Annotated in this window: 16 protein-coding genes; 4 read left to right on the plus strand and 12 right to left on the minus strand. The window is 64.7% G+C overall.

Annotated features, from left to right (window positions below; all coding sequences use genetic code 11):
* Positions 1-99: 99 nt before the first annotated feature.
* The 12 genes from B146_RS0103320 to B146_RS24920 all read right to left on the minus strand — a co-directional run bounded on the left by B146_RS0103320 (position 100) and on the right by B146_RS24920 (position 20245).
* Positions 100-3444 carry a DUF499 domain-containing protein gene (locus B146_RS0103320; RefSeq protein ID WP_019994997.1) on the minus strand — a complete coding sequence of 1115 codons (3345 nt, stop codon included), beginning with the start codon at positions 3442-3444 and terminating at the stop codon, positions 100-102.
* Complete coding sequence (locus B146_RS0103325) at positions 3444-6362, minus strand: DUF1156 domain-containing protein (RefSeq protein ID WP_019994998.1); 2919 nt, start codon at positions 6360-6362, stop codon at positions 3444-3446. The genes B146_RS0103320 and B146_RS0103325 overlap by 1 nt, the downstream gene beginning before the upstream one ends.
* Positions 6359-7183 (minus strand): hypothetical protein, encoded by an 825-nt coding sequence (locus B146_RS28880; protein WP_155897336.1) that lies wholly within the window; start codon positions 7181-7183, stop codon positions 6359-6361. The genes B146_RS0103325 and B146_RS28880 overlap by 4 nt, the downstream gene beginning before the upstream one ends.
* On the minus strand, positions 7161-10712 hold the full coding sequence (locus tag B146_RS0103335; RefSeq protein ID WP_019995000.1) for a protein NO VEIN domain-containing protein: 3552 nt from the start codon (positions 10710-10712) through the stop codon (positions 7161-7163). Before B146_RS0103335 ends, B146_RS28880 begins: the two co-directional genes overlap by 23 nt.
* Before the next feature lie 295 nt (positions 10713-11007).
* On the minus strand, positions 11008-11247 hold the full coding sequence (locus B146_RS28210) for a recombinase family protein (RefSeq protein ID WP_244498123.1): 240 nt from the start codon (positions 11245-11247) through the stop codon (positions 11008-11010).
* 201 nt (positions 11248-11448) lie between these two features.
* Complete coding sequence (locus tag B146_RS0103340) at positions 11449-14964, minus strand: DEAD/DEAH box helicase (protein WP_019995001.1); 3516 nt, start codon at positions 14962-14964, stop codon at positions 11449-11451.
* Positions 14948-15727 carry a Hachiman antiphage defense system protein HamA gene (locus B146_RS0103345; RefSeq protein ID WP_026358281.1) on the minus strand — a complete coding sequence of 260 codons (780 nt, stop codon included), beginning with the start codon at positions 15725-15727 and terminating at the stop codon, positions 14948-14950. Before B146_RS0103345 ends, B146_RS0103340 begins: the two co-directional genes overlap by 17 nt.
* A 15-nt stretch (positions 15728-15742) precedes the next feature.
* On the minus strand, positions 15743-16591 hold the full coding sequence (locus B146_RS0103350; protein ID WP_019995003.1) for a restriction endonuclease: 849 nt from the start codon (positions 16589-16591) through the stop codon (positions 15743-15745).
* 868 nt (positions 16592-17459) lie between these two features.
* Positions 17460-18731, minus strand: a complete 1272-nt coding sequence (locus tag B146_RS0103360; protein ID WP_155897337.1) for a hypothetical protein — start codon at positions 18729-18731, stop codon at positions 17460-17462.
* Entirely contained in the window at positions 18728-19078 is a 351-nt protein-coding gene (locus B146_RS0103365; protein ID WP_019995005.1) for a hypothetical protein, read from the minus strand. The genes B146_RS0103360 and B146_RS0103365 overlap by 4 nt, the downstream gene beginning before the upstream one ends.
* Entirely contained in the window at positions 19078-19641 is a 564-nt protein-coding gene (locus B146_RS0103370; RefSeq protein ID WP_081630891.1) for a hypothetical protein, read from the minus strand. Before B146_RS0103370 ends, B146_RS0103365 begins: the two co-directional genes overlap by 1 nt.
* A gap of 232 nt (positions 19642-19873) precedes the next feature.
* Positions 19874-20245, minus strand: a complete 372-nt coding sequence (locus tag B146_RS24920; protein WP_019995007.1) for a helix-turn-helix domain-containing protein — start codon at positions 20243-20245, stop codon at positions 19874-19876.
* Between the two features lie 119 nt (positions 20246-20364).
* On the opposite strand from B146_RS24920, the gene B146_RS0103380 reads away from it, so the two are divergent.
* From B146_RS0103380 to B146_RS0103395, 4 genes are all read left to right on the plus strand, one after another.
* Positions 20365-21615, plus strand: coding sequence for an MBL fold metallo-hydrolase (locus tag B146_RS0103380; protein ID WP_026358284.1), 1251 nt, complete (start codon positions 20365-20367; stop codon positions 21613-21615).
* Positions 21612-22613 (plus strand): hypothetical protein, encoded by a 1002-nt coding sequence (locus tag B146_RS0103385; RefSeq protein ID WP_026358285.1) that lies wholly within the window; start codon positions 21612-21614, stop codon positions 22611-22613. The genes B146_RS0103380 and B146_RS0103385 overlap by 4 nt, the downstream gene beginning before the upstream one ends.
* Positions 22614-22770: 157 nt before the next feature.
* Positions 22771-23835, plus strand: coding sequence for a recombinase family protein (locus B146_RS0103390; RefSeq protein ID WP_019995010.1), 1065 nt, complete (start codon positions 22771-22773; stop codon positions 23833-23835).
* A 143-nt stretch (positions 23836-23978) separates the two neighbouring features.
* Positions 23979-24497 (plus strand): hypothetical protein, encoded by a 519-nt coding sequence (locus tag B146_RS0103395; RefSeq protein WP_019995011.1) that lies wholly within the window; start codon positions 23979-23981, stop codon positions 24495-24497.
* The last annotated feature ends 14 nt before the right edge of the window (positions 24498-24511 follow it).

A 24511-nucleotide genomic window follows, 5' to 3' on the forward strand; every position in this document is an offset into this window, starting at 1 on the left:
ATAAGCGCAAGCCTTACGACTTCCTCAAAACAGACATCGCAAGCCTATGTCCGCCTAAGCGGAATTGATCGTGACAGACGCATTCGAAGTCAGAAATGGTCATTCAAAGCCGGTGGAATCGGCTCTAAATTTTAGCTGGCGCGCGTTATCGCGGACAACGCCGATGTCTGCTTCGTCGAAGCCGGCGTCGGCCTCCGCTTCGATCTCGACGGTGATTTTCACCTTCGCGCGCGGCGTTCGCTGCAGTTCCATCACCACGGCGTTGAGCACCGCGTCAAATGCCTTCACCGGTCGGATCATGTCAATGTCGACCGTGCCGTAGAAACGACGCGGCTTGGTTGAAGTCTCTCCTGTGTCTCCGCTGGGTGAACCCTGATCTCGGCCGCCGCTGTTCTCTTCCGAAATCGGGACGGTTGGGTCGCCGGGAGAAGTAGTTGTCGGGGCCGGGCGTGACTGCTCCATCGCCACGTCGGAGCGAACCAGAACCGCCGTAGTCGGAAAAATTTCGGGAGGTGCCTTTGCCCATGCAAGTCCCGCGTAGCGGCCGCTCGCATCGTCGAACGCGTCCGCATAACCAAACGACGGATCGAGCTTGCCGGCCGCGTCGCGGATTGCGCCTTCCAGCACCAGACGGTCGCGCAGCTTTGGGAGGTAAACGTAGGAGGCGAACCAGTCGGCGACTTCGCTCACTCCGAGATGCGGCCGATCCTCGGGCCAAAGCGGCTTCAGGTGCAGCGCCAGCGCGTCGGGACCGAGCTTCTCCTTTGCGATGCCGTCCCCGCGCGGTCCCGACTTCTCGTACACGGCTGCCGGAATGGCGGGCCGGTCCTTTGACGCGATCGACAGATGGTCGAGGTCGAACGCCGCGCCGGCGGTCGTGGCCTCGGTCTTCACCGGGAAGAGGATGTGACTCCACGCGAAGCGCACGGCCTTGGCCGCGCCGTCGCGGCTCGTCTTGGCCTTCTCCTTGGTGTCGTCGACCTGCGCGCGCGTCAGCTGATCCTGTAGCCGCATGTCCTCGCAGATGCTCTGCCAGGCCATCGCCTTGCGCATGACCTCGCGGGCGGTGCTCAGCAGCGCCTCATCGGCAGCAACGAACAGCAGGGTGTTGCGGAACCGGCGCTGCCCGGAACGGCAGCGCATCAGGGTTTCGGTGACGGCGTCGGTCGCGAGCGACTTGGCCACCCCCTTGCCGGCGTGCGGCGTGGATGGACCAAGGATCACCAGCGAGAGCGCGTTCGCCTCGTCGATGCCGATGGGATCGTCGGGCGCGGCGAATACCTTCGCGAAGCCTGCCCGCGTGCCGCCGTCCTCCCGTAGCACCGCGACAATCGTCGCTTCGACCTCGTGGTCGGGCAGCGCTTTGGCGCGGTCCTCGGCGAGGCGGTTCAGCGTCGGCTGAGTCGAGAACCAGTAGCGGCCCGCTTCCTCGTACAGATAGGTCGCCCGTTCCGTGAGCTCGCGCAGTGCTTCGCCGAAGATGGCGAGCTGGTCGCCCGGCTCGGCGCAGGCGAGCCGCAACCCCGGTCCGGTGAGGCCGGCATTGGGCCGGCCGGCGAGGGGTGCCGAGCAGACGAAGACCGCGCGCGCAGCGCGAGTCGCGGCGCGCAGCTGCGAGATGCGCCGCGAGGGATTCGCTTCCATCCGAGCGGGAAGCGAGCTGTCGCCGTCGACCTCCTTGTCGACCACGGCGTTGAAGTTCGGGTCAAGCGGGTAGAGCACGCTGGCGCGGACCCGCTCGTGAGAGATCGGCACGCGCGCAGGCGTGATGAGCGGGTTGGGCGACTGCTCGTGCCACAGCGTGCCGACGACATTCGCCATGAAGCGAAGGACGCCGCGCGTGCGCTGAAACTTTTCGAGGCTCGCCCAGTCCTTCGACAGGCGGTCGAAGAGTTCCGGATGGATGGGATAGGAGAGCTTGAGAAGCTCCCGGTAGCGGGCCTCCTTGGCCTCGGGTGGGAACTCGGCCGGGTTGTTCCTGTAAAGGTCTGCGAACGCCTTCACGGTCTCGTCCCGCGCCTTCTCGCCCTCGGCGTCGAGCGTCTGGAACAGGCGGCGGCGGATGATCTCGTAGGTCTCGTCGCCGGATGCCGGGAGCCAGGCCGACTGCACGCGGCCGAACACCTTTTCAAGCCGCAGGAGCGCCGCCTCGCCCTTCGGGCCGCCCGCCTCGGCGACGCTCTCGGGCAGCGAGCCGATGATCAGAACGCCCGGCGCCATCTTGGCAGCCTCGGTCAGCGACTGGACGAACGACAGGAAGGCTTCGAACCGGTCCTCGCCGAGCTGGCGCGCATAGGCGACGAGCTCATCGAGAAGGATCAGGGCGGGTCCGGAAATCTTGAACAGCTCGACCAGGAGGTCCGATCCCGGATTGGTGCGGGCGGCCTCCGCCTCAGCCATCAGGTCGAGCCCAGCTTGGCCGGCGATGCGCCAGGCGATGTAGCCCCAGAGGGTGTGAACCCTCGGCCCGTCGCGCAGGATCAGAGAGGTATCGGCGCCCTTCGACGTGCCGACGAACACGGCGACCTTCGGCGGCGTCCAGGCCGCGATGCCGGCCTTTTCTGCGAGCGGGGCGACGCCCTCCAACAGCGCGAGGTCTCGCGCCCTGGCGAGGTGATAGACGGCCAGCATCGTATGCGTCTTGCCGCCGCCGAAGGCGGTCTGGAGGCCGATCACCGGGTCGCCGCCGTTGCCCGACAGGCGCTCCAGGCTGGTAATGAGGATGCGCTGCAGGCCCTCGGTCAGGAAGGTGATGCGGAAGAAGTTTTCGGGCGTCGCATAGTCCTCGCCGGCATGGCCGGCATCCACGGCGAAGAGGTCGGCGGCAAACTCAGCTTCCTTGAAGCGGTTGGCGAGCACGTCAGGATGGGGAAGCGCCACCTCGATCCAGGGCCGCAGCGCCTTGCCCGCGTCGGGCTCGGCTGCGTGTCGCTCGTTGCCGAGCGTTAGGATGGGTCGGGCAGTCGGCGCCGGCGTGGATGCGGGCGCTGCGACAGGCTCGTTGCCCGCCATGCCCGACCGGCGTTGGGCGTCGTAGAGCGACTTGGCCTCGGCGACCTCGGTGGACGGCGCCTTCACGGCCTTCAGCAGGCAGTGGATCGCGTCGAGGTAGCGCAGTGCCTCGTCGTCCTGGAGCGGGATCGACAGGTGCGCCGTGGCATTGCGCGCTTCGAGCGCCATCGAGGCGAAGTTGCGCACCTTGTGTTTGTCGCCGCGCGCGAAGGCTTCGTCGAACACGTCGCGCCAATTGTCGATCACTGTCTTGAGAAGGCCGTACTCGTCGAGCGCCGCGTTCGGCGAGCCGCTGGCGGCGCGGCTGGCATAGTGGAGCCAGCTCGCCCCGTGCCGCGCCTTCATCCGTGCCTCGACGAAGGGCGCGAGGCCGCGGCGCAGGTGGTAGAGCCCACCCTGGACACGCTGCAACGTCTCCTTCTCTGCCGACATCAGTTGTTCTCCTCGAAGGCAAAGGCGCCTTGGCTGGGGCTAGCCACGCGGCCGGTCTGGCCGAGCGTCGCCGCCCGGTCCTCCAGTTTCGTCCATTCCTGCGCCAGCTCGTTATAGACCAGCGCCTCGGCGGCCCAGCCCTTGTTCGTCGCGATCTCAAACAGGCGATAGGCCAGGGCACGGGCCTCCTCCGCCTTCGGCCCCATCTGCGCCAACAGTGCGGCGGCCGCCTCACTGCCGCCGTCTGGAGCGTTGAGGACGCGGGCGGTGTGCTGCACGCATTCCCAGGTGGTCAGCGACTTGTCGCCGGCCGGCGACCAGGCGGCCCGCAACTCCTCGCGCGGGGTCAGCCCCGCCTTGCCCTTCATGTCCTTGAACACGCCGGAGGCGAACAGCGCCCGGTCAGAGGTGTTCTTGGCGGTGGTCAGCGTGATCAGCTCTCCGCTCGCGCGCGAGTCGAATCCGTAGGTCGCGAACCAGGCCAGCGCCACCTGCGTCTCAGCGTCGAACGCCTGGTCCAGCTCGTTCTCTATCTCCTCCCAAACGCGGTTGATCAGTGCGAGCGCAGTCTTGACGCTCATGGCGCTGTCGTCGTCCTCCAGCACTTTAGCGTGACGTGAGAACACACCCATGCCGGGTCCGATCACAGATTGCTGCATGTCGACTGGGCCGACGCCGGCCTTCCGGATGGCGTCGATGGCGGCCGGCATCTCGCGTTTGAGAATACGGATAAAATCCGCTCGTGTAATAATCTCAGCATTCGAGGAGCGCTTGCGACAAACGAGCACGACTGACGACGCAAGCGCATTGATATTAGCCTTCAAGGCGTTGGTTGCTTCTGTGCGCACCGGCCACGTGCCATCCACAACGAGACCAGCATCTACCGTAGCTTGAAGAAAAGTAGACCAGCCAGTCGAAGCCGTCCCCTCCGCACCTGCTTCCGACTGTTTGAAAGCGTAGTAGATCGCGAGGGGAGCTTCATCGGACGCGGCTCGCTGCATGGACGCAAGAGCTTTGTTCATGCCGGCCATGAAAAAGGACTCAGCTTCGACCCTGCCACCGTGACGATAAGTCTCGGCAATCAGCTCATCATCTTTAGGCGTCAACAGCCTACGAAACAAGTTCGGCCAAACCTCAGTCAGTGAACGCCTAAGCCAAACATAAAAAAAGTCTGATAGGTCGGAGTAGTTAACGTTGTCGTAGTAGGGTGGATCAGTCGAGACAACGATTGGCTCCTCCGCAAAGGAGTTGGTCTGGGCTGCGAGATTCTTAATACAGCCCACCCCGCCGACGCCCAGATTGCTTAGATTCTCTGCGACCGAGACGGCAGTGCCTGCAATGTCGCCACCTGCTCCGGCAAGTGGATTCGTCTCCGCGAAGGACCATTGCATTGGGACTCCTTGGCGTCCCATTGCACCAGCCAAGCGTCCCATGCCGGTCTCCCAGATGGCTAGAGAGCATGATCGCGTAGACGATTTGCTTACCGCGAAGGCAAGGTAAGTAGCAACTGCATCGGCATATGCTTTTGAATCCGAACCACCTTCAGCAAGTGACTCACCTCCGTTTTCAAAACCAGCCTCGATGGCGTTCTCAAGTGCGCGTTGACGCACATCAGACACGATGTCTGAGAACGTCGTTAAAGCCGTGAGCTGTCGATCAGTAAAGTAGTCAGCGAAAGTGCGGAAACAGTACCGCCGCCCCTGTGCGTTGCTACCAAAAGTTCCTCTGCATTCTTGCAGGGGAATATTCATAACATCTCGGTTGGCGGCAACATGCAGAGTTGCGAGATCCGCAGCGGTCAATTGAGTATCGGAAGCATCTAAGTAAATGCGGGACCGGCCCGCGTCCGCTACTAAGGCGATCAACCTTGTAGACGAACGTCCAGCTTGAGCTTCTGTATCAATGTAAGCGCCACCAATTGTCGCACCTGTGAGGACGCAAGCAAAGGTAGCTCGTGCCGCCTTCGTGCCCTCTTTCAGCTTAGCCTCTCTGTCCCGCGACAACGCACCGGTGCGCACTTCGAAACGCCAACCATCCTGCGCCTCCGAATCGATCACAGGCTCGACCCAAGCTTTCCTGCCCTCTTTTGTCGACAGCATGTAAGACGTCACGAGCGGCACCATCGCACCTTTCGCCGCCGGGTCTGGTGAACGGACAGTGCGTGCCCACAACCAAGCGATTACCGTAGCCTTCGAGCCGTCCGAAAGCGTCGCCTTCGGATAGAGGTGGCCGATACGCTTCTCCGCCTCGTCGCGCATCCATTGGCCGTAATAACGGACGTCCTCCGCCAGCCCCTGCGCGCCAGTCCAGGCGCGGAGCTCACCATTGGCTGCCTCGGTGCGCGCCTTTGGATTGACCGGCGGGCGGCCGGCGAACTTGGGCGGGATCTCCACCAGTGCCTTGCCGATCAACACCGCCACTGGGTTCAGGTCCGATCCGTAGGCGCGCAGGCCCAGCCGCTGTGCCTCCAGCGGGATCGAACCGCCGCCCGAGAACGGATCGTAGACCGGCGGCGCCTTGGTCTGGAGATAGTCCAGGATCGCCGGCCCGTCGCCGCGCGCCGGCGGCTCCTCGTCCAAGCCCCAGGCGACCGAACGCGCGATCTCCCACCGCGCCGCGTTCAAGATCGCCGCATTGTTCGAGGCTTCCCACGGCAACATCGCCTCGATTACCTTGTGCAGCCGTCGCCGCTCGGCATCCTGCGCTTCCTCCGTGGGGAAACGATCGGGCCATGACGAGGGATCGTCCACCAACTGCGCAAACAACACCGCCCGGCATGCCGCCAAAGGCCGCCGCGCCCACCACAAGTGCAGTGTCGACGGATGCCCATGCCGGATCGACTTCTCCCGCGCCGACGCCGCATTGATCGCTTCGAGCGGAATGGAGACTTCGATGAGCTTTTTGCGAACGACCGTCATTCTTCAATCTTAACTTTCGCATACGCAATGAGGAGATCGTTCAAGCCGGTGAGGCGCATTAGCACGCGCTCGCAATCGTTGACGTCAATTGCTTGGGCACCGAAGACGAGCTCTCCCGCGCCGTTCTCGGGATAGTCATCGTAGAAGTCGCGGTTGACGTTCAGCACGCATCCGCTTGAGATTTTGCGGAGGCGTAGCTTCAGTTCGCGTTCGACCGGAAGCTTGCCTCCCGATGCGAGCAAGAAGACTGATTTAGCGTAGTCACGCGCGCGCGCCAAAGCTCTACCGGCGGCAAACCAATTTGCCCCGAAGTCGACGCTCCAACCGCAGTAGAGCTTCTGCAGGCGGTCCGCATGGCGCGGGGCTCGCACCGGCCTTCCAGAACTATGGGTAAGCCACCAAGCACTTCCTCGCACCAACTCAGCGGCGAGTTCCTTCGGAACATCGTCACCGGTCGTGTCCAGCCACTTCTGCCGCACGCGAAATTCCTGGCTGACTTTAGCGTACGCGACAGAACGCCGGCGCGCCTCCCGTTGACGCAGGCGAAGAAGTTCTTCGATAAGCGTTTCATCGACCTCCGCAGTCAGAAACTCTGTGCCGCAGGCAGTGCAGCTTCGCTTTCTCCTGAACCAGGCGATGTCCGGTTCACGGACATAGTGAAAGCGGCGCTTTCCCTCCTCCAGCGTGCGTGGAAGCTTGAGCGAATGCGCGCGCTTGAACTCTCCGCAGTGACCGCAATGCACCTGCAATGGTCCGCGCCAGCTCCCCAATGTGACCCGTTCAGCAGCTGATTCTTCGTCAGTTTCCCCTGATTCCGCCATGAGCTCCTGTGCCTTTTGTCGCCAGCGATAGCAGATCGTTGAGGTTGAAAACTACCGCCGTCTCGGCAAAGCCCAGCTCACGCCGGAAGAAGCGCTGCACATAGACCGGCTGGTGCGCGAAGCCGTTGGCGACGCTGACCAGCGCCAAGTGGAAGGCGTCAGGCGCGTTGAGCGAGGCCAAAATTTCGTTCTTGGTGATGATTACGTCGCGGGCGTCGGCGTGCCGGCCCTTGACCTCGATGAGGCGCAGGGGTCCGCCCGATCCGTCGCGGCTCTCGATGTCCCAGCCCTTCTTGTGAGCGGATACGTCGACGGGAGAGTGACCGAGCGCCCGCTCGTGTGCCATCACCGCCTCCATCGCCGCGAGCTCGACAACGATCCGTGCCGCCGGGTCTTCGCAGACGAAGTTGCCGGCGGGCACGGGAGCTAACGCCGTGCGGGCGCTGAGCAGTCCGTTGGGAATTACCAGCGCTGCGCCTTTCAGCACCGGCGGCAACGCCGTAACCTGCCGCTCACGGTCGAGCTCTTCCTGCCGCTTATGCAGGCGCTCGACCAGGCGCTGGGCAGTCGCCTCGGCGTTGGAGGCGTTGACCCGCTGCTCCTTGCCTGCCCGCTCTTCTTCGCGCAGCCGCGCGGCGCGCGCGTCCCAGTAGTTGATCTCGCGTGTCAGCCGGGCTCGCACCTCGCGCTCGACCTTATCGATCTCCGCCAGCTTGCGGCGCTTCACTTCCGCCAAGTGTTCCGGGACGAGGCTGGCGATGGCGTGGCCGAGCGCCCGCTCTTCGACACCATTCGTCAGCCAAGGCGCGTCTATCGCGTCCGCCACCGCAGCGCGCTCCTCCGCCGTAATCGGCCGATAGTCGAGGTAAGGTGCCGAGCCTCCGTCAGCGGCTGTACCGTCTGCTCTCAGGTGAATGAACTGGAGCCGCTGCGAAATCACGCGAGGTTCACCCGAGCGCGCTACGCGTCCGTCGCGCACGGCATGTTCGAGGTAGACCAACAGCCGCGGCTCGATACTGTCGTCAGTGTCGTCCACCAGCACCGCGCCCTGGCCCAGCAAAGGCCCGAACCGCTCCAACACCACGTCCACCGCGGCATCAAGCAAAGGGTGACCGGGCGCCAGCAGCTCCGCCTGCGGCTGGCCCGGGATCAGCGCTTTCTCAAAGGTAACGCGCGCATAGCGATCGAGCACCGGATCGCCGCGGCCGATCAACCGGTCGCGTTCCTTGAGCACAGAGGGGACGCGGGTGATCTCGAAGCGGCCTTTCTCACGCTCCGCGATGCGGCCACCAAGAACCGTGAAAGCCTCGCGAAAGAAGCTGCTAATGAAGTGCGGCTGCAGCCGCCGTGCCTGCGCGCGCTCCATCTCTTCGCGCACAGCCGCGACGGAGTTCGGGTCCATGCCCTCGCTGGTCAGCTTGCGCTCGGCGACGAGCTGCTCGATCGCGCCGACGTCGACTGCGCCGTCCACTTTGCGGAACAGCTCGGCCTTCGTCTCCGGCCTGTCGCCGTAACGAATGGCGTCGACCAACAGGTCGCGCAGTGCGTGTCCCTCGAACAGCTCGCCCAGCACGTCGAACACGCGCCCGCCGAGCGCCTCACGTGCCTCCTTCAGCTTCTCCAGCAGCCGACCGTAGACCTCGCCCTCACGCGTATTGGACGCGCATAGATTCCACAGATGGCAAACTTCGGTCTGGCCGATGCGGTGGATGCGTCCGAACCGTTGCTCCAGGCGGTTCGGGTTCCAAGGCAGGTCGTAGTTGACCATTAGATGCGCGCCGCGCTGGAGGTTCACGCCTTCGCCGGCGGCATCGTTGGCGATCATCACCCGCACTACCGGATCACTGTTGAAGGCGGCAATTGCGGCACGCCGCGCCTCGCGCGCAACGCCACCGTGAATCACCGTCACTGCCGCCGGGTCGCCAAAACGCGAGGTGATCTTCTGCTGAAGGTATTCCAGCGTGTCTTTTGGTTCGGTGAAGATAAGAATCTTGCGCCGCAGACCCGTCGCCGGGTCCATCATCATCGGCTCGTCGAGGATCGACTCCAACTCGCGCCACTTGGCATCCTGGCCGGACAGCTTCAGCCGCAGCGCTCGCTCTTCGAGATCGCGCAGGATGACAATCTCCGCCTCGAGCTCGGCAACCGTCTGCGCGGCCGTGGCCGCGTCAACGATCGCCTCCTCCGCAACCTCGTTCTCCTCGCCTGTGGCCTCGTCCAAATCATCGGGATCGTAGGTCGGCAACGCCGGCGCGTGCGTCAGTGGACCCGCACCGCGGCCCATCCGCTCCTCGCGAAGCCGTTCTTCCAGCCGTTTTCGCCGCCGCTCCAGAGAACGATGGATGGCGGCCGGCGACGAGGCGAGTCGTCGCTGAAGGATCTGAAGTGCGAAGCCGACGCTGTTTCTGCGGGAGCCATCGCCGCCTTGGTCGGCGCGGTTCATCTCCTCGCGCACGTAGGTCGTGACCGCCGCGTATAGGTAGGCCTCATCGGGCGAAAGCTCATAGCTCGCAGTGTAAGCCAGCCGCTCCGGGAAGAGCGGCGTGCCGTCGAACCGGTAGAGCTCCTCCTTCGTCAGGCGCCGCATCATGTCGGAGACGTCAGCCTTGTGAACGCCTTCTCGGAAGCGTCCCTCAAAGCGGTCGGCGTCCAGCAAACCCATAAACAGCTGGAAGTCGGCTTCCTTACCGTTGTGCGGCGTCGCCGACATAAGCAGCAGGTTGCGCGTGCGCGTGCCCAGCAGCTTGCCGAGCTTGTGGCGCTGCGTCTCCTTCACCTCGCCGCCGAAGTAGGAGGCTGCCATGCGGTGCGCCTCGTCGCAGATGATAAGGTCCCAATCCGGTGCGGCCTGGAGCTTGGCCTTCAGCTCGTCAGAGCGCGCGGCCATGTCGAGGCGCATGATGAGCCGGTTGCGTTCGACGAAGGGGTTGCCAGTGATCGAGCTCTCAATCTGGTCGCGGGTCAGCAGATCGAAGCCGAGGCCAAACTTCTCAGCCATTTCTTCCTGCCACTGCTCCACCAAGCTGCCAGGTGCGACAATGAGGCAGCGCTCTAGGTCGCCCCGGATCATCAGCTCCTTGATAAGCAGCCCCGCCATGACCGTCTTACCGGCGCCCGGATCGTCCGCGAGGAGGAACCGCAGCGGCTGTCGAGGCAGCATCTCTGCGTAGACTGCCGTGATCTGATGGGGCAGCGCCTCGATCTGTGAAGCGCTGACCGCCAGGTAGGGATCGAATAGGTGCGCAAGGCGAATGCGGTTCGCCTCCGACGCTAGCCGCAACAGTCCGCCATCGGCATCGAAGGCATAGGCGCGGCCCGCCTCTACGAACTCGAAGCCAGCTTCTTCGCCGCGAAAAACCAGCCGCTCGCCGACTTTTCCGTCCGCGCGGAAGATGAGGTTTAGCGCGTCCTCCCCGAAGCGAGAAACCGACACGACCTCAGCCACGCCGCCGGGGGCAAGACCACGCAACCGCGCGCCGGGCTTCAGATCGTCAAACACGCGCAATCCTGACGTGAAAACACAATTCATACCATAGCTGTCGGCCCTGCGGATGCGAAGTCTTCACCGTTGTTATCCTGTGGCTCTTGCCTGCCATGGCCGCGAAATGCATAGATTGACAGGACAGGCGCTCTACCGCCAGCGGGAAGGCTTTGTCACCAACTGGATGTAGCTTGAGCGTCGCCGAGCGGTATTGCTGGTGCCGCGCATTCACTGGCGTCAACCAGGCCAATGTCATTGTCAGCCGGCGGAGCTTGGTTGATCCCTCAATCGAGGTTGGCAGTGGGATGTCGAACTCGTCTCGGATATCCTGCCCGATGTCGGCTTAGGTGAAGAAGATTGCGCGTTCGGCGGCGCAGTCCAGCACGCGATCGGTGTTCGGCGTGCATAACCGGGAAATCGGGAGATGTTGTCGCAAAAGCGCTGCCAATTTTCTATTCAGTCGCCACACAACAAGCGTGTCGCCCGCGTGCCAGTGGCTCAGCACCTCCAAGAGTCCCCGCCGCTCTGCAGCCGCTCCCGATGCGTGTTCGGAAAAGGTGCGCTCGCAACCCGCTGCCTTCAACGCGTCCAGCTACGACCGCTTTCGTTACCTGCTCAGCTGATCGCGGACTGACGGCTTTCCGCCCTTCAACGACATAGGAAATGACTTCCGCTCCGCGCCCATCCCGGTCATAAGTGGTAGGGTTTCGCTGCCCCGAAAGCAGACATTGTGGGCCCATCCGAGTTCATACGGCACACGGGGTGCTGACAGCTGATAAGTAGCTCACGCAGCCGAAAGGTCGTCCGGCCCAAGATAGCTGATATCGATCCTACTGATTTCCTGCGCCACCTGTGCACGGAGCAATCCAGCTCGCTCCGGATTGATCGCAGCCTCTAAAGTGCCAAGCGGAACGCTGTCGATTGAAAGCACTTTTGGCTGACCCGCCCAGTCGTGAATCTGGACTGCAGTGCCGGGCGGAGGGGGCGCGCCGAGCCACGTTACATTCGCCGAGTAGCGCCGATCGGCCCAAGTGCGCTTCTCGGCCGGTGTGAAACTATGGACGAACTCCACCCAAATCTGCTTCGTTTCCACCGTGGGCCAGTCGGGCAACGCACTCCAAGCGACGACGGCCTCGGAATTAAGCCACTGCCGCAATTCTCGGCCGGTCGTGAACGTCGCCGCCGTATCGGTAACTGCTTTGATAGCGGCGAGCCGCGAATTGAAGCCGGCCTGTATAAGGATCGAAGCCGAGCGATTGAGCGTGCCCGTTTCGACCGCGGGGACCGCGAGGCCGAGTTCATGATCCTCTAGAGCGAGGTCGAACACCCCTACCTTGTCGCCGTTGGCAGCGGCGCGGACGCGGATCGCCTCCATCGCCCAAGGCAGCCGATAGACGAGGCCGCCCTCGACGAATTGCAAGGTCTCCGAGGCCTGAGCGGCGCCCAGCGCCGCAAGCGGTTGGCCAAGCAGCCATGCACGCAGGATGTCGCGCCAGTTCGCCGGCAAGGGATCGGGAGTGAAAGGATAAAAGGCGAAGACCCGCTCGGCGAGGCCGGTGATCGCGGCGATCGCCGCCTCGGCGTCGCCTGCGAGGATCGCGCCGTTGGCCTGGATGAGAAGCAGATTGGCGTCAGCGGCGATGGCGTCGAGCGCGTGGCCAGTCGTCAATCCAACCCCGGCCAGGAAATAGCCGCGGCGCTGGGCGGCTGTCGACTGACTCCAGATCAGCCGGCTTCGCGAAACGAGACCTGCCTTGAGCACCTGCTGGGTAAGCGCGTCCTGGCGCTGCAGGCGACGGTGCCACAAAGAGGATTGAAGGATGTCGTCGAGCGCGGCCTCAATGTCTTCGTCGGGGATGTCGTTCTCCCCAATGAGGCTGAGGATCGCCGTGTCGAGCGTTGCGACGTGCCGTTCCCAATCGCCGAAAGCGCGCTCACGATCCTTGGGTTTTTCGTTGGCGACTTCGGGGAAGGTCCAGGCGGCCGCATTGTTGACGACATACTCGACGAGCTGATTGAGATCGCCGCCGATGCGCGCGCGCATCCGCATCAACAGCATCGCGACCAGCCGCACGAGGCCACTTTCCATCTCGCGCGCGCCGAGGTCGGTAATAAGGGCTTCCCAGTTGCGTCGTTTCTTGGCGATCTCGTCGAACATCGGAAAGAGAACGATACCCTCGACATCGACATAGGCGCGGCCAGCACGACCGATGACGTTCTTGAACTCGCTGATCTCGATGCGCTCGCCAGCCCGGTGAAGTGAAAACATGACGACGGCAGTGGCCGAAAGATTGAGGCCCTGCGCCAAGGTCGGCGACGAGATCGTGACCTTGAGGACATTCTCGCGCAGCAGGCGCTCGACCTCCTTTCTATAGGCCGTGGGCAGCGCGCCGTGGTGAAGCGCGACGCCGAGGCGCAGGCACGTCAAGATGGCGCTGTCGGCGCCCAGCCATTCCTCGCCGAGTGCGATCGCCGTGTTTAGACGGTTGGGGTCGGCTTCAAACAGTGAACGCAGGGCGCCGCGTTCATGCAAATCGCCAATAACATCGGCGAACGGCTCGACGCCGCGCCGCTCGGGGCAAAAGATCAGAACCGTCTGACCATCATCCACGAGCCGCCAAGCCGTTGCAATGCAGAGTTCGCGCTGGTTGTCGGGGAAGAGGCGCGTGCGGCGACGCTTCGGTGGGGTCCAGTTCGGCGGGGCCGCGCCGGTGAGGAAGCGCTGAACCCAGGGCCGCTCGTCGCCGACCCGCAGGTTGAGCCGCGCAGTGGGCGACGTCCACACCACTTCGCCGAAGCGCAGTCGGGTCGGTCGCCAGTCGTTCTTGATCAGCCCTCCCGGATGATCGCGGCGAAGCCAAGCGGCAAAGTCGTCGAGCTGGTCGCCATTGGGCAGGATCGCCGAAAGACAGACGATCCGTCGCTCCTGCGCGTCCGGGCGGCGAAGAAGCCGTTGGATCTGCACCTCGTAACGGACTTCGCGCTCGTTGGGGCCGATCATATGGCCTTCGTCGAAGACCAGCAGGCCGACATCGTTGAGAAGCGAGGGATCGTTGCGCAGGGCAAAGTCGAGCTTCTCGGGCGTCGCAACCACTATGTTGCGCTCGCGGATCGCGTCTTCGTCGAAGCCGCTGACACCGATGCTGCCATATAGGGCTGAGATGGTCTTGCCGAGTGGGCCGAAAGTTCGCTGCAACGTGGTTTCGGTCTGTGCCGACAGCGCGCGCAGCGGGGTGACGAAGACCACCCGCTTGCCGCCGGCGAGGCAGCGCAGGATGCAGAGTTCGGCGATACGGGTCTTGCCAGCACTTGTCGGAAGCGACACCACTAGGTCGTCGGACTGGTCTGCGGTCCGAGCGGCCGCCTCGGTCTGCGACGGCCAAAGGTCGATCTCCGCCTTTGGACGACGCTGCAGCAGGGCAATGAACAGCTCGCGCAGCGGCAGCCAGTCGGCCGCGGCCCCGCCGGCGGGCTGAAGCGGAATCCTCTCGTGGAAAGTGCTCGACCAGAGGTCCGTGAGAAGGTGGATCGCGACGCGATGTGCCCACCATTGCGGCAGCATGTTCATCTCGCTGCAAATCGCGAGGTTGGTGCGAAGCCGTTCCAGCGCCTGGTCGACCAACGGCCGTTCGCCGCGTTCCAGAGCGAGCAGGAAAAGCGACATGGCGGCCATGAAGGCGTCGGTGAGCGCTATATCGAGGCCGTCGAAAAGGAAGTCGTTGCCGTACTCGGGCGCGGCGGCGGCTCTGGCCTGATCGAGTTTGGCCTGGATGTCCGCGGCGATCCGTGCGTCGCTGCCCTGGCCGGACGCGCGATAGTCGAGGACACTGGAGCGCAGGGCGCCGAAACTGCGGCGCATCAACTGCGCCAAGGCCCGCTCGACAGGCGAAAAGTTCTCTTCGGTCTCGACGATGGCGAGCAGCGAATAGGCGCGCGCCGACAGATGGGCGAGATGATAGGCCGCAGCGGCCATGACGAAATGGAAGTCGCGATCGACCTCCTGGCGGTCGCCTTTGGCCATTACGGCCTCAAGCGCGGTTGCCGCCTGCTCGAAGGCGGTCCGCGCGTGGGCAGCGTCGCCGCCGAGATCGCGAAGGCGCAGGCCGAGGCCCAGTAAGGCATAAGCGTAGGAATGGAGATCGTAGCTGAGCTGGGGAGCGAAGGCGGGTGCGTCGGCCGGGAGGGCGCCGTCGCGCCAGATGATCGCGCGGGCCTGGCCGCGTGCGATCAGCCGCCCCCGAAAGCCGGCGGTCGCAGCTTCTGCGATGTCGGCCGCGATCGCTTCAGGGGTTGTTGGCATTGGCGATCACTCGATCATAAACCGCGCCAATGAAGGCGGCGTGCCCCTCCACGCGCAGTCCGATGCCCCATTGGTTGATGGAGCCGGGATAGGCCTGAAGGGAGGTGGTCAGCAACGCGTCGGGCGCGTTCCCGGAGAATGTGAAAAGCAGATGCTTGACGTTCTGCGGAGGGATGCCGTGTTTGAGCAAAGCGTCGTCGATCGCATCGGCCAGCGGCAGGTTGTGGAGCTCGAGCAAGCGGGCGGAGATGAAGGACAGGGCGTGCGCCGAGGGCAACCCGCCGTCCTTGTCGAGGCCGGCACGCGCGTCGGTCAGAACCTGGGCGGTAAGCGCGGCGCGGCTCTTCGCCTCGGTTTTAAGGAAATGCAGGCGCTGCGACTGGGCGTCCTGGAGGATACCGATCACGTCGTCGCCGCGCATCGCCATGTTGCGATGGTCCTTCCAGCGCAACCGCTTGATCGGCGCACGGTAGCCGCCGCTATGCGCGTCGATCCATTCGGTCGCGTAAATCTCGCCAAGATCGCCCGACCGGATTTGCTTGGTCGTCGGCAGCTTGCCCTCGATCAGCGCGGCGGCCATGGGCTTGCCGAGCCGGGCGAGCGCGCGCGCCATCTGTTCCTCCGACGCATAGTGCGCGGGTACGATAGCCGCCGTCGCTTGGATGCCGACGGCGAGGTTTCCGGCTTGGCCCGTCATCACTCGACGATGATGGTTTCCCACGGGTTGATCGACCGAAATGCACCAATTATTGAACTGCGCCACTCTTTTTCCTCCCGGTCACAGAGGAAAGAGGTCGCGGACGCGGATGAACGGCGCGCCGGTTTCAGCGGCGCGGCGGACTTTACGTTCGAGAACCTGATTGAGTGGGACTTCGCGGTCGAGCATTTCGTAAAGGTCGAGACCATCCATGCAGATGACGCGCTTGCCGCGTCCGAAGGCGGCGAGGCCGTCCTCGGTGAAGCCGCTATTGCTGACAAAGAGGCCGCGGGTCCAGGCGGCCTTCTGCTCGATCTTGCCGTGGAAGGTGTGCAATTCGGCGACGCCGATGGGCTGACCGTGCCATTTGGCTTCGAGGAGGTAGATATCACTTCCGAGTTGAAAGCTGCCGTCGATCTGCTCGCCGCGCAGACGGAAGGGCTCCTGTGCGGCCAGGCCGAAGGCATCGAAGAGGCCTTTGAGAAAGCCTTCGAACGCATAGCCGCGTGCGTGCGGTGCCCGCGCCGTGACCTGTAGCAGGTCGGCTTTGATCTTGGCGATCGCCGCGCGGTCGACGGTTGTCGGCTGTGGGGGGGCAGAGGGACGCTGTGGCGTAGCACCGCGAGAGAGGCGGCTGATCAGGCCTTGGTAGCGTGTCTCGGCGTTGGCGACCGGATCCCCGTCGCTGGAGCGGGCGAAATACTCGCTGCGATATTCCCAGAGCGCTTCTAGGGCACGAACGGCGGTCGCGTCATCGCAGGTCTGGAGGAAATAGCGGAGGCGTTTTCCCTTCGATCCGCCTTTCGCCGAGTATTTTGGATCGTCGATATTCACCTTGAGCTCAAAGGCAAAGAAGTCTGCGAAGCTGCTGTCGGAAAAATCCAACACGAAGCCCGGACCGCGGACGAAATTCACAAGGTCGTCGACCAATCTCAAGTCGATGGAGCGGATCGAGCTAATGGCTTGTCTCCATGGGAGAAGCGCACAGAACCGGATGGTGTCTAATGCTGAAGTCGGCGACACTGCAACCGTCACGAGAACTCGGCCTACGTGGGGTGCTGGTGGGCAGGCAGCCGGGCTGGACGTGCCCGAGACAAAGGTGGAGGGCGGAGTGAAGCGGGACGCGCAGCGGATTAGTGCAAGTTTCGAGACAACTGACGACCTCCTGTGGCAGGCTGTGGCCGGACGATTGCCGACGCTCGGGATCGTTACGCTTGGCCGTTCGGGCCGGATCGGGCCGCTGGTCGAATTGGCGATGGCGATGTCTGTCTTGTCCGACGCCTATACCGGCGTGACGGTCGAGCCGCCGGTATTTCTTCAGATCACCCGCGCGCTTCGGGAAGGGGCGGTCAGCGGCGCTGGCGCCCGCGATCGAGCGGGCGTATTCCCGCTCTCGCGCTACGACTCTGATGGTGGTCCCGAATCTCTCGTCTGGGATCAGTGGGCTAAGCATGCTGAGAACGCGTCCGTCGCGGCAGGACTGGCGCGTGGATCGGCTGCGGGGCTGATGGGTGCCCTCGGCGAGCTGCTGGACAATGTTTTGGCGCATAGCGGCCGACCGGAGAGCGGCATTGTGGCTTATGCCGCGAGCGACGGCGCCTTCGAGTTCGTCGTCGCGGACGCGGGTCGCGGCGTCCTGGCCAGCCTGCGCGAGAATCCGAAGTTTGCTGGGCTGTCGGACTCTGGAACGGCACTGCGGGTCGCCGCGTCCGACGGCGCGTCGCGGCATGCGCGAAGCTTGGGTCACGGCTACGGCATTGGTCAATTGTTTCGCGCACTCACCCATGACGCAGCCGAACTACGCTTTCGAAGCGGTGACTACGCCTTGCGGCTCTGGGGCGACGCCCCAAGCCTCACCGGGCAGGTGGAGTTGGCGCAGAAGGCTTGGCTGGACGGTCTCACTATCTCGGTGCGCTGTGCGCCGAACACGCCGGGTCGGCGGCCGTAGCCGCAACGCGGTTCGGGCAGAGGTGTCGTAGGACGCGCGCACCAGCGCAACGTTGTGAGCGAGGAGATCGTCGATGGGCGCGCCCACGGGAGTGGGGAACTTCGCCCATTTCAAGCGATCCGATTCGGTCAGATAGGCCCGCCGCCGCCGAATGGTCCGCGAGAAGGCGTCGGTCTCAACCAGGGTGACGTTCGAGAAGTGCCGGCGCAGCATATCGAGCTTGCGCCCACCGCCTCGGATGACGAGCGCGAGCGGGCGGCCGACGCGATCGGCGAGCGCGCAAAGCTGGGCGACGTGCCAGTTGATCCGCTCGCCCCGACCGCAGCCGGTCGCGAACTCGAACGCGAGGATCTCGATCTCGGGGCGGTCGCCGATGAGTTCAGTCCATCGGGCGTAGTCATGCTGGGTGCGGCCGTTCACATGCAGCGCGGCCGGAAGACCCACCCTCGCCATCTCCGTCCAGACCAGCAGGATGCGTTTCATGGCATGGAGATTGTCGGTGCGCGGCACGTCCGTTAGGACGCTGTAGTTGGGCGTTGTGACGAGCGCGATGCCGAGCGCCTGCAAGGCGGCTAGGATGGAAGGGCGGTCCTTAAGCTCCCACCAGCGCTCGATCAGCCCGTCCTTGTCGACGCCGGACACGATGATCGTTGCGTCTACGGGGATCAGGAAGCGCGCCGCGAGCTCGGCACGGGATGCGACGTGCGGATTGCCGGTTGCGAGATTGACGAGCTCATAGAGCGAGATCGCGACAGCCGGCTCGTCGAGGATCGCCTCGCGCCCATAGCGGTGATCGACGAAGGGTACGACCGCCGGCAGGTTAGGCACGCCGTTCGCCGCGGCGCGCGGTGCCGTGTCGAAACCGAGACCTCCGACCTCTTGCGTCCGGGCCACGAATGCGCGCGGATTGAACCGGCAGACCATGTCACACTTGGTCTTGTCTTGGCAGGAGCAGAAGTCGCGGCAGTCGACGACACCGGCGGCGGTGTGGACGCCGCCGCACCGGTCGCGTTCGAGGCAGGTCGGGCAGCCAAGTGAGAGGGCGTGGCGCGCAGCGTCGTCCCAGAGCCGTTGCGGCTGCGGGAAATGGCGCGAGGGCTCATGGGACGGTCGGCGACTCATCTTACACTAATCTCCGCGGTGTCGCCGAACAGCCCCACACGCTGGAGCAGGCCTTCGGCGTAGCCACCGCCGTCCCGAACAGCCGCGGTCAGCTCGGGCGAGGGGTTAGCCACCCGACCGATCGCACGCAGCCCGTCGCTGACGGTGAGGCCATCGGGCGCGCTCTGGACGATCAGCGAGTCGCCCGCCCTGATGCGAGAGTTGGCGGTCAGCTCGACGGTGACGGTGCGGGAGGCCTCGGACATGGTGAGATCGAGAAGCGTCGGCGCCTTCAGGCGATCGAGGCCGCCGTTCCAGCGCTTGCGCCAGGGTTTGCCGGTCTGCGCGCGGATGTAGTCGAGGCCCATTAGGCGATCTCCAGAAGCGGACTGAAGGATTTGGCTTTGCCCTGCTTGCGTTCGACAAGCAGGCCCTTAGTCGCTAACGCCGACAGCCGGTTGTTCCAGGCCGTCGGCCCGATGCCCTGGCTGGCGAAGCGAACAGTGAGTTCGGGGGCGGTGACGGCGCCGAGCTTGACCACCGCCTCAAAGGTAGAGCGCTGAGCGGGATCGAGTTCGCCGATTAGCCGGGCGCTGACGACGCAGTCATTGCCGTCAAGCTCGCAGCTCCAGAGCGCATCACCGCGGGCGCGAACGAAGAAGTCCAGCTCCTCGGCGACGGCCGGGAGAAGGTTGGCGACAACTGGGTAGACGTTCGGCAGGGATTGTCGGGCGTAGTCGCGGAACCCGATCACGGCCTCCCGCAAGAAGGAGGCGGTCGCGACCTCGACTTCGTCGAAGTCAAGGAAGGCAGGTGTCGGTGTCTCCACCGAGCGCGTCGACGCGATCAAAGCACTCAGCAGCTTGCGTCCTGCGATGGATCCCGAAAGGACGGCTCGGCCGCCAGATAGATCTATGACAAGATGCCGCAACTCACGTTCCTCACTTAAGCTATGTGAGGATGGTGAGTCATTTCGGACTCGTCAAGGCTGGACGGTGTGCTGATCGCGTTTTTCCCAACTCACTTGGGAGTGTCGGGTGGTTGAGAACCTGCTCGAACAATGTTCGGAATCGGTCCTGCAATGACTGGAGGCTACGAGATGGCAGCTTATCGCAACTTCCGTCGCCAAACCGGACAGTCTGCTACCGGCCCCAATGTAGCGTTTAGAGATCGTTGCCGTCCTCAAGGCGCCCCTCTTGAGCTGATAAGAGGACGCGAGTCTGTAGAATGGCGATCTTGAGGTTCGCCTCCGCCAATGCCCGACCAAGCTCGCGCCAAGCGGCGTCGAGACGTTGCCGCCGCGCTGATCGCGGTGTCTGCTCCACGGACTCGAAGAACTCGGCGATCGGAATGCCAAGGACACGTCCGAGGTCGGCAAGGGTTTCAATGCTCGGAAGCTGCACTCCTCGCTCGATGTTGGAGATACTTTCCGACGTGCGACCAACCGCATCGGCCAACGCTTCCTGAGTCAGGGCAGCGCGTTTGCGCGCGGCGCGAACTTGAGAACCGACAGCGATTTTGAGGGCAGAAGACATGAGTCGAAGCGTCACTTCGTACTCGGGCCTTGACCACGAACCTTCCTTCGTCAATCGATGCGATTGGCGAAGCTTGCTTTGCCTTCAATGACAAAAATTGAAGTCGAGGCGGCAATCGTATGCGCATTCGTATCCACCGAGGCACGAGGGAGATCGGGGGCACGTGCATCGAGTTGGAGGCGGACGGGCAGCGCCTGTTGCTCGATCTCGGCCTGCCGCTGGACGGCGATCCCGACGATGAGAGTGTGCGGCCGGCGATCAAGGGGCTGGCTGGTGGCGGCGATCTCCTGGGGCTGGTGCTCTCCCACGGCCACGTCGATCACTGGGGGCTGGCGCGTCTGGCGGGTCCAGACCTACCCGTCGCGCTCGGAAGCGCCACACACCGCATCCTGCGGGCCGCTGCTCCCTTCGTGCCGAAGCCGTGGGTGCCGCTGCGGCCGGTGGAGTTCGCGTCCGGCACCCCGCTGCACTTCGGCCCGTTCACCGTCACGCCGCATCTCGTCGACCACTCCGCCTTCGACGCCTACGCGCTGGAGGTCGAGGCGGGCGGCCGGCGCCTGTTCTACTCTGGCGACATCCGCGCCCATGGCCGGAAGGCCGCCTTGTTCGAGCGGATGGTGGCGAACCCGCCTCGCAGCATCGACGTCATGCTGATGGAGGGCTCCTCCTTCGGTCGGCTCGATGCCGAGCAGCGCTTTCCGACCGAGGCAGAGGTCGAGGCGCGGTTCGTCGACATCTTCAGGCGCAGCGAGGGCATGGCGTTGGTGGCGGCCTCGGCCCAGAACATCGACCGCATGGTCTCGCTCTACCGGGCGGCCAAGCGCACCGGCAGCACCTTGGTGATCGACCTCTACGCCGCCGAGATTCTGCGCGCGACCGGCAACCCGAACATCCCGCAATCCGACTGGCCGAACGTCGCCCTCTTCGTCCCGTACTACCAGCGTGTGCGCATCAAGCAGACGGAGCGCTTCGACCTTCTGGAGGCACACCGATCGGCACGGCGCCTCTTCCCGGAAGACCTGAAGGCCATCGCTCCAAAGGCAGCGCTCCTGTTCCGGCCGGCGATGCTGCGCGACCTCGATCGGGCGGACTGCCTCGAAGGGGCACGGGCCGTCTGGTCGCAGTGGGACGGGTACCTGAAGCAGGAACGCGGCATCGCCCTTCAGGCCGAGCTCGTCTCGCGCTCGATCCCGCTGGAGCACGCCCATACCTCTGGCCATGCCGCGATCGGCGATCTGCAGCGTCTGGCCGCAGCCGTTGCGCCGAGGATGCTGGTGCCGATCCACACCTTCCAGCCGGAGCGCTTCCCCGAGCACTTCGACAACGTAGCGCTGCAGGAGGACGGCGTCTGGTGGAGCGCCGCGGCATGACGACCCTGCTCACACGCGGGCTCGATGCCGCGTTCCTCGACGCCTTGGAGAAGGCCACCGACGAGGCTGGCTGGTGGCGGGACGTCCTCCTCCACCCCGACCTCTTCGTCGCCGTGCGCCGCAACTATCTCAACGTCTATCATCGCGGCGCCTCGGTGTTCCTGATCGAGCTGCGCCAAGGCCGGCTCGTGCCGAAGACTCACGTGAAGTACCTCGTCCGCCAGCGGCAGAGCTATGCCGGGCTGGAGGCGGACGGCGCGTTCGCCCTGGATCCCGCCCAGGTCCTGTGGACGCGCTACGAGGGGCCGGCGACGCTCAAGGAGATCGTGCGGGCGGCGGCGAGCCTCGCCGGACCTGAGAAGTCCGGCCTTCATCCGCTCCTGATGGCGAGCCCCAACGTCGTCGACGTCGAGATCGCCCTTGCCATGGAGGCGGCCAGCGAAGCCGGCGGCGCCAGCAGCATGTTGGAGGATGAGCCGTCTTTCTCATTATCATCTTCCGCAGCAGGCCGGCGTGTCGACCGGCTCGACGTCGCTGTTCTTGCGAAGGACGACATCGGCTTCAGCATCGTGTTCCACGAGGCCAAACACTTCACCAATGCCGAGCTTCGGGCTCGCGCCGATCGCGCTCCGCCCGTAGCCGACCAGATGCAGCGCTACCGCAAGACCCTCTCGCACCACGCCGAGGCTCTGGCGCAGAGCTATCTCGCCGTCTGCGTAGGGCTGCTGCGCATCGACGCGATGCGCCAGCGCGTCCGGTCTGCCGCCTCCGATGCACCGGCCGCATCATCGCTTTCGCCGACTGTCGCCGAGCTCGTCGCCGCCGGCCGCTCGCCCCGCATCGATCTCGTCCCGCGCCTCCTCGTCTTCGGCTTCGACGCCGCGCAGCGCGACGACCCGGCCTGGAAGGCGCACCGGGACCGGCTGGAGAAGGAGTTCGGCCTCATCGTCCGCGCCATCGGCAACACGAGGGGGCGCGTCGCTGCGGCATTCGGGTGACAGTGCGCCCGTCGTCGAGGAACACCGTGCAGTTCGGGGGCAATTTCTCGGAGGCTGACGGGAATACATCTCGCGACCGCACCTTCAGCCAGGCACGGGCGCCGGAGCGTGGACCGAGCAGGTCGCGATCCGCTTCCTTCTCCCGCGTGAGGCCTCGATGAAGGTGGTCGCCTACTTCCGCCGCAACCCCGATCCGACACAAGCCGAAGCCGAGCTTGCCGTTCAACGCCGCGAGGTCACGCGTTGGATCGAGGACGAGGACGGGGCGCTCGTCGCCGAGTTCACCGAGGAGGAGACGGGCGGCAAGGCGCGCCCCGCCTTCGGCCGCGCCCGCAAGGCAGCGCAGGTGGAGAACGCCGTGCTTCTGGTCGCCACCACGAAGGCCATCGGTGAGGCCGAGCGCTTCTCGCCCTACAGTTCCGCCAACCCGCGCATCGTCTCGCTGCCAGACCCGGAGGAGGAGGATCGGAAAGCCTGGTCGCGGTCGCGCTCGATGGTCGTCTACCTCCGGACGGCCGGTGGGCACGACGACGTCGATCTCGCCCGTCAGCGCGAGGCCGTCTCGGATCTGATCCTCCCGGACTTCCACACCGTCCTGGCCGCGTTCATCGAAGCCGAGCCGCTTGCATCCTCCGACGAACGGCCGGCGCTGGAAGCTGCGCTCGCCATGTGCCGGCAGAGCCGGGCTCGCCTCGTCGTCGGCACCACCGACGCGATCGGCGACGGCCCGCCCTTCGAGCCCACCGTCGCGGACGTCCCCTTCGAGATTGCCACTTGTGCTGTCGATCGGTGGGCGGAGGTCATCGCCGCCCCGTCCGATGCTGCCGCCGTTCCGTCCGATGCCGCGGTCTCCATCCTGATCGGCGAGCATCAGGTCCGCAACCGTTGTCCGGCCTACCTCGTCAACCGGACGGGTGACGATCTTCACGGCGTGACGGTCACCCGCTCCGGCTGGACGCTTGGTTTCGGCGACCTGACGCAGATGCAGTCGTCGACCAGGACCATCGAGAGGATCGCCGACGGAACCGGCGCGCTCGTCGGCTCCTTCGAGCTCGCCTTCGATGCCGACTTCACCATCAGCTGGCGCGTCACCGCCCGCGACGGCGACGGCAGGACCTGGGCGGGAACGACGACCCTCGACAAGGGCGGCCCGCCACGCCGGCCGCTGCCGCTGACCAGCTGGCATCCGCTGGATCAGGCGGACAAGTCGGACGCCGACTGACGACTCCGCCTCCGCCCAACCGCCAAGTGCCCTCCGCCAGATCTCACGCCGCTCCGGTTCGGAGGGCGAGCTGCGCCTTGCCGCCCGCCAGCTCAACGGTCGCCACCTGACCATTCCCATCGTCATCCGTAGAGGAGTCCGAATTGGACGCTCAGTTCCTTCAGTCCTGGAAAGGCGCGCTGCTGATCGCCGCCGTCGTCACCCTCGGGATCACCGGCTACAAGGCCGCTTTCGGTCCCGACATCGCAACGCGCATTGCCGAGATGCGCATGCGCGGCATTTTTCCGAACGGTGAGCCTTCCGCCGAGATCATGAACCGGCCGATCGTCGGCGGGCCTGTCGTCACCCCCTTCGGCCTCAGTCTTGCGGAGTTCCTCGACGCCTTTCCGGACGTGACCCAGACCTTCGAGCCGGTCGACGAGCGCAACTTCGTCCTGCGCTTGACCGGCACCGATCCCCTGACGCGTCAGCAGCAGGAATGGGCTTTCCACTTCCGGCTGGTGGACGGGCCGCAGGACGTCGCGCTCGCTTCCGTTTTCGATGGCCCGGCCGTCCATGTCCTCAACATGGCCTTCAACGGCGCGATCGCTTCGGGGTTCGATCTCGTCACCCTCCTGAACGCGGCGGCCGGCGCCGCACAGAAAGCCCGCACTGGCTTCTGACGGAGGATCCCGGC

The sequence above is a fragment of the Aureimonas ureilytica DSM 18598 = NBRC 106430 genome (assembly GCF_000382705.1).
GTDB classification, from domain to species: Bacteria; Pseudomonadota; Alphaproteobacteria; order Rhizobiales; family Rhizobiaceae; genus Aureimonas; species Aureimonas ureilytica.